The sequence below is a fragment of the Streptomyces sp. NPDC040410 genome (assembly GCF_055595715.1).
On sequence record NZ_JBVIVK010000001.1, the window covers coordinates 211,923 to 217,922 of the forward strand.

The 6,000-nt window shown below is 73.2% G+C and carries 6 protein-coding genes; 3 read left to right on the top strand and 3 right to left on the bottom strand.

What is annotated here, in order from left to right; translation table 11 throughout:
* The first annotated feature begins 152 nt into the window (after positions 1 to 152).
* Entirely contained in the window at positions 153 to 497 is a 345-nt protein-coding gene (locus ACZ562_RS00905) for a cupin domain-containing protein (protein WP_471172589.1), read from the top strand.
* Here the strand turns inward: ACZ562_RS00905 and ACZ562_RS00910 are convergent.
* On the bottom strand, positions 487 to 1,491 hold the full coding sequence (locus ACZ562_RS00910; protein WP_471172594.1) for a LacI family DNA-binding transcriptional regulator: 1,005 nt from the start codon (positions 1,489 to 1,491) through the stop codon (positions 487 to 489). The two genes, ACZ562_RS00905 and ACZ562_RS00910, sit on opposite strands and share 11 nt — an antisense overlap.
* A gap of 117 nt (positions 1,492 to 1,608) precedes the next feature.
* Here ACZ562_RS00910 and ACZ562_RS00915 point away from each other — a divergent pair, with 117 nt between their 5' ends.
* Positions 1,609 to 2,772 (top strand): Gfo/Idh/MocA family protein, encoded by a 1,164-nt coding sequence (locus ACZ562_RS00915; protein WP_471172597.1) that lies wholly within the window; start codon positions 1,609 to 1,611, stop codon positions 2,770 to 2,772.
* A gap of 12 nt (positions 2,773 to 2,784) precedes the next feature.
* On the opposite strand, the gene ACZ562_RS00920 is transcribed toward ACZ562_RS00915, so the two are convergent.
* Positions 2,785 to 3,408: a TMEM175 family protein gene (locus ACZ562_RS00920; protein ID WP_471172600.1), complete on the bottom strand. Its 624-nt coding sequence runs from the start codon at positions 3,406 to 3,408 to the stop codon at positions 2,785 to 2,787.
* 74 nt (positions 3,409 to 3,482) lie between these two features.
* Positions 3,483 to 4,517, bottom strand: coding sequence for a LacI family DNA-binding transcriptional regulator (locus tag ACZ562_RS00925; protein WP_471172603.1), 1,035 nt, complete (start codon positions 4,515 to 4,517; stop codon positions 3,483 to 3,485).
* A 349-nt stretch (positions 4,518 to 4,866) separates the two neighbouring features.
* Here ACZ562_RS00925 and ACZ562_RS00930 point away from each other — a divergent pair, with 349 nt between their 5' ends.
* Positions 4,867 to 5,871 carry a Gfo/Idh/MocA family protein gene (locus ACZ562_RS00930; RefSeq protein WP_471172605.1) on the top strand — a complete coding sequence of 335 codons (1,005 nt, stop codon included), beginning with the start codon at positions 4,867 to 4,869 and terminating at the stop codon, positions 5,869 to 5,871.
* The last annotated feature ends 129 nt before the right edge of the window (positions 5,872 to 6,000 follow it).

Consider the following 6,000-nt stretch of genomic DNA (forward strand, 5'->3'; position numbering starts at 1 on the left):
GAGCCGGAGCGACCGGGCCCTCGTACCGGCCATACGCGGGCCAGGGCATGGTGCGGCGAGTGGGGGTACCTCCCACGCCCTTGAGGCAGTGGGGAGCGTGCAAGGCGTCGCGGGGCGGGCGGGAATCCGACGGCAGGGCCTAGGGTCGCCGTATGAACCACAGCTTCGTCCTTCACGTCCCCGACGCCGAGCTCGAGCCCGAGCCCCTCGCCCCGGAGCAGATCGTCTCCGGGACGCCCGAGGTGAGCGGAAAGGTCGTCTGGGAGTCGGCGGACGGCCGTCAGGCCCGGGGGATCTGGCAGATCACGCCGGGCGTGGTCACCGACACCGAGGCGGACGAGCTGTTCGTGGTGATCAGCGGTTCGGCGACCATCGAGGTGGCGGGCGGGCCGACGCTGACGGTCGGGCCCGGCGACATGGCCGTGCTGCGGGAGGGCGACCGTACGACGTGGACCGTGCACGAGACCCTGCGCAAGGCGTACGCCGTCAATCTGTAGGCGGCGCTGCCGTGGTCCCGCGGATCTCCAGCGCGGGCGCGGCCAGGTGGACGCGCCCCGCTCCCCGGGGCGCCGCGAGACGGTCGAGGAGGCACCGGGCGGCACGGCGGCCGACCTCGTGACCGGCGTTGTCGACGGTGGTGAGCCACAGGTGGCGCAGCCGGGAGACGCTCGTGTTGTCGTAACCGGTCACGGACAGGTCGCGCGGGACGCGCAGGCCGAGTTCCTCGGCGGCCGACAGCGCGCCGATGGAGGCGATGTCGTTGACGGCGATCACGGCGGTGGGCCGCCGCGGACGGCCGAGCAGGCGGACGGTGGCGCGGTAGCCGCCCTCCTCCGTCATGTCGCACGGCTCGGCGACCGCATCGTCGCCCAGGCCGTGGGCGCGCATGGTCGCCTCGAAGCTGCGGCGGCGCAGCTCGCCGACGGCTCCGTAGCCCGCGAGGTGCGCGATGCGGCGGTGGCCGAGGCCGATGAGGTGCTCGGTGACCAGCCGTGTGCCCTGCTCGTCGTCACCCGCGACCACGTCGACGCCCGCCGGAACCGGTTCGCGGGCGCCCGCGACGACGACCGGGATCCGCTCGGCGACCGCCTCTAGCGCGGCCGGGTCGGGCAGCGTGCCGACCACGACCAGGCCGTCGACCCCCAGGTCGAGGAACGGGCCGGTCAGGTCCTGGCCGGTACGGCGGCTCAGGCGGGCGTCGGCCAGCAGCATGTGCAGGCCGTTGTCGTACAGCAGCGGGTTCAGGCCGTCGAGGAGCTCCACGAACCAGGGGTTGCGCAGGTCGTGGAGGAGGACGCCGACCGTGCGGGTGCGCTGCTCGCTGAGGCTGCGCGCCGCGGCGTTGGGGCGGTAGCCGAGTTCGCGTACGGCGCTGAGCACGGCCTCCCGTTTCTCCGGCCGCACCTGGCCGGAGCCGCGCAGCACCAGCGACACCAGCGACTTGGAGACACCGGCGTGTTCGGCCACGTCGCGGATCGTCGGCGGTTTCATGTTCTGGACCGTTCCATGGGGCTCGCCGGGTTGTCAAAGGGTTGACACGTCTTGCTATGGCGCTCAGGGTGGCCTGGACAGGTTGTGGACCGGTCCAAAAGCCAGAGAGAGGCTGTCATGGTGGATGCGCTCGGTGTCGCCGTCGTCGGATTCGGCTGGATGGGCCGGGTGCACACCCAGGCGTACGCCCGAGTCATGCACCACTACCCGGACCTCCCGCTGCGGCCGCGGCTCGTGACCGTCGCGGAAGAGGTGCCGGGCCGGGCCGAACAGGCCGCCGCGCAGTTCGGGTTCGCCTCGGCGACCCGGGACTGGCGCGAGGTGGCGGCCGATCCCCGGGTGCAGGCGGTGAGCATCACCGCCCCGAACTTCCTGCACCGCGAGATCGGTGTCGCGATGGCCGAGGCCGGCAAGCACATCTGGATCGAGAAACCGGTGGGCCTGACGGCGGCCGACGCCGGGGCGGTCGCCGACGCGGTCGCGAAGGCGGGCGTGCAGGGAGCGGTCGGCTTCAACTACCGCAACGCGCCCGCCGTGGAGGCGGCCCGCGAACTGATCGCCTCCGGCGCGATCGGCACGGTCACGCACGTCCGCATCCGGCTGTTCAGCGACTACGCGGCGCATCCCGACGGCGCGCTGACCTGGCGGTACGAGCGGGAGCGCGGCGGCAGCGGGGTGCTCGGCGACCTCGCCTCGCACGGCGCCGACCTGGCCCGGTACCTGCTCGGCGACATCACGTCCCTGACCGCCGACACCGCCCTGTTCGTGCCACGGCGGGCCCGCCCCACCGGCGCGACCGCGGGCCACTCGCGTGCCGCGGGCGGCGAGCTCGGCCCGGTCGAGAACGAGGACTACGTCAGCTGTCTGCTGCGCTTCGCCTCCGGCGCCCGCGGCGTCCTGGAGGCCTGCCGGATCTCGGTCGGTGAGCAGAACAACTACGGCTTCGAGGTGCACGGCACCAAGGGCGCGGTGTTCTGGGACTTCCGCCGGATGAACGAGCTCGGCGTCAGCCGCGGCACGGCCTACCAGGACCAGCCCGTCAGCACGGTGTACGTCGGCCCGGGCGACGGCGAGTTCGGCGCGTTCCAGCCGGGCGCGGCGAACGCCATGGGCTACGACGATCTCAAGGTCGTCGAGGCGCACCGCTTCCTGCGCTCCGTGGCCGAGGGCACGCCGTACGGAGCGACCCTTCCGGACGCCGTGCGCACCGCCGCCGTACTGGACGCGATGGAGCGGTCGGCGCGGAGCCGCGCCTGGGTGGAGGTGGACGGGCCGTCGTGACGGCGGCCCGGCTCAGCCTGTCGTCCCCGGGATCGCCTTGCCCCAGCGCGCGATGACGATCTTGGCCGGGATCATGACGAGCCACCACAGCATGGCCCGCGACCCGATCGCCAGGGACAGGGGGACCGTGAGGAGGAAGACCAGCACGGTCGTGGCCAGGTCGACGGCTTGGAGCGTGAGGCCCGGGTCGGGCGCGGCGTCGCCGCGCAGCCACGGACGCCGGGCCAGAACGAGGAGCAGCGCGAGGTGGGTGGCGCCGAGTGCGGCGACCGCCGCCGCGTAGGCGGCGACCGACACGGGCTCGTCGGCGTACTCGGAGACCAGCTTGGTGGGGAAGGGCACGAGTGCCGCGACCCCCAGGCCCAGCATGGACAGCGAGATCACCTGCGCGTCCACCTGCCGCACGCTCTGGAAGATGCCGCGATGGCCGCGCCAGAACTCCGCGAGCACGTACAGGCTCAGCGCATAGGCCCCGAGGTTCGGCAGCAGTTCGTGCAGCGCGTCCCGGTACTCCGAGGGGTTCAGGCCTCGCGGCACCGACAGATCGAGGACGAGCAGGGTGATGGCGATGGCGTACACGCCGTCGGCGAGCGCCAGCAGCCGCTCGGGCCCGCCGTCGGGGGTCGATTTCCACATACGGACGACGGTAGGAAGCCCGGGCCCGCCGCGGTGGGATACACGCCCGGGCCGCGCCCCGATGGGCCGCCGTGTCACACGGTCGTCGTCTGCGACGGCATGTTGTACGGCGTCACCACCTGGATCGCCGACGGCGGTGTGGGGCCGGCGGGCGGCAGGGCTCCATGGGCGCGCATGACGATGTGGCAGGCCTCGCGCATGTCCTGGCGCAGATCGTGGTGGAGGACGACGGACAGCCGGTGCTCGCGCAGCAGCCTGGTGTTGTCGTGGTCGAGGTCGTGCGCGATGAACACCGCGCACTCGCGGCCCAGGTCCTCGAAGGCCCGCAGGGTGGCGATGTTGCCGCCGCCGATCGAGTACACCGCCCGGATGTCCGGGTCCCGCTCCAGCGCCGCCCGGACGAGGTCGTACTGGGTGGCGTCCAGGCCCTGGCCTTCGGCGATCTCCGCCAGCGTGCGGTCCGGGTGCCGGGCGCGCATGGCACTGCGGAAGCCCATCTCGCGTTCCTCCTCGTTGCGGAAGAAGCCGCTGCTGAGGCTGGTGAGCACATTGCCGGGCCGGTCGCCGAGCCACTGACCCATCAGGTACGCGGCACTCGCTCCGGCGGCCCGGTTGTCGATGCCGACGTAGGCGAGGCGCGCGGTGGACGGCAGGTCGGTCACCAGGGTCACCACGGGTATGCCCGCCTCGGCCAGCCGGCCGACCGCGGCGGCGGCCTCGGGGACGTCCGGGGCCTTGAGGATCACACCCTGCGAGCCGCGCCGGGCGATCCGGTCCAGCGCCGCGGTCAGCTCCCGCACCGGCCCGGTCTCACGGAAGTGGAACCGGGAGCGCACGACGGCCGGGTGCAGCGCCGGCAGTTCGGCCTCCAGGGCGGCCCGTACGGCTGTGGAGAACCGTTCCGGCGCCTGCATCACGATGTCGACCATGAAGGTACGGCCGACGAGCCGGACCTGGGTGCGCTGCCGGTCCAGGTCGGCGATGGCCTGCTCGACCTCCCGTGCGGTGCTCTCCCGCACCCCTCCGCGGCCGTTGAGGACCCGGTCGACGGTGGCCTCGCTCAGACCCGCCTGACGTGCGATCTCACGGATCGGGAAGGGGTGGCCCATGCGGGGGCTCCTTGAAGGGTTTTTGATGGCTTCCTGCTGGTTGTCCGAAGGGTTTGTCCTGACAAGAATGGCAGCACGGTGGCGTCCGCCGGAAGCCGGGCGCCCCCTGCTGCCCGATGGGCAGGCTCGGCCGGCCGGACGAAATCGCCGGTTCGTGGGCTTCCTGGTGTCGGACCGGTCCTGGGTGGTCACCGGATCGGTGATCGACTGGGACCGGAACGTGCTCGGCGGCCTCGACCGAGCAGAGGGAGCCCGTCCGGCGGCCGAGGACGAGCCCGAAGGGCGATCGGGTCCGGGGCGGAGCCCAGGCAGCGGACAGCAACCACACACAAGGAAAGCAGCGGAGTTCATGCGCATTGGCATCCTCGGCCTCGGCCGCATCGGCGTCTTCCACGCCGAGACGCTCTCCCGGCTCGACGCGGTCGGGTCGCTCGTTCTCGCCGACCCGTTCGCGGACGCCGCCAAGTCCGCAGCCGACCGGTTCGGCGGCGAGGTCGCCGACTCCCCCGAGGCGGTGCTGGCCGCCGGCGTGGACGGCGTGGTGGTCGCCGCCGCGACGGACGCCCACCCCGGCCTGATCCTGGCCGCCGTCGAGGCGGGCATTCCCGTGTTCTGCGAGAAGCCGGTCGCCCGCACCATGCGGGAGGGCGTGCAGGTGCTGAAGGCGGTCGGGGGAAGCGGTGTCCCCGTCCAGATCGGCTACAACCGCCGCTTCGACGCCGGCTTCGTGGCCGCCCGCGCCGCCGTACGGGGCGGCGAGCTGGGCAAGCTGCACACCGTGCGGTCGACCACGCTGGACCCGGCGCCCCCGCCGGCCGCGTACATCGCCGCGTCCGGCGGCATCTTCCGGGACTGTTCGGTGCACGACTTCGACATCATCCGCTGGGTGACGGGCCGCGAGGTGACCGAGGTGTACGCCGTGGGCGGCAACCGGGGCGCCGACTACATCAAGGAGGCGGGCGACGCCGACACCACCGGCGCGATCCTGACCCTGGACGACGGCACGATCGCGGTGGTCTCCAACAGCCGCCACAACGCCCGGGGGCACGACGTGCGCATGGAGATCCACGGCTTCCAGGACTCCATCGCCGTGGGCCTGGAGGACAAGCTGCCGCTGCGCTCCGTCGAGCCCGGCGTGACCTTCCCGGCCGGCACCCCGCACGACTTCTTCATGGACCGCTTCACCGAGGCCTACCGCGCCGAACTCACCGCGTTCACCGAGGTCGTGGCCGGACGGCGGCCTTCGCCGTGCACGGTCGCGGACGCCCTGGAGGCCGGCTGGATCGCGGAGGCGTGCACGCTGTCGCTGCACGAGCACCGGCCGGTGCGCATCGCCGAGGTCCGCTCCGCCTGACGGACGACATCCCGGGGGCCGGGGGGGGGGGGGGGGGGGGGGGGGGGTGGGGGGGTGGGGAGGGGGGGGGGGGGGGGGGGGGAGGGGGGGGGGGGGGGGGAGAAGGGGGGGGGGGGGGGGGGGAGGGTG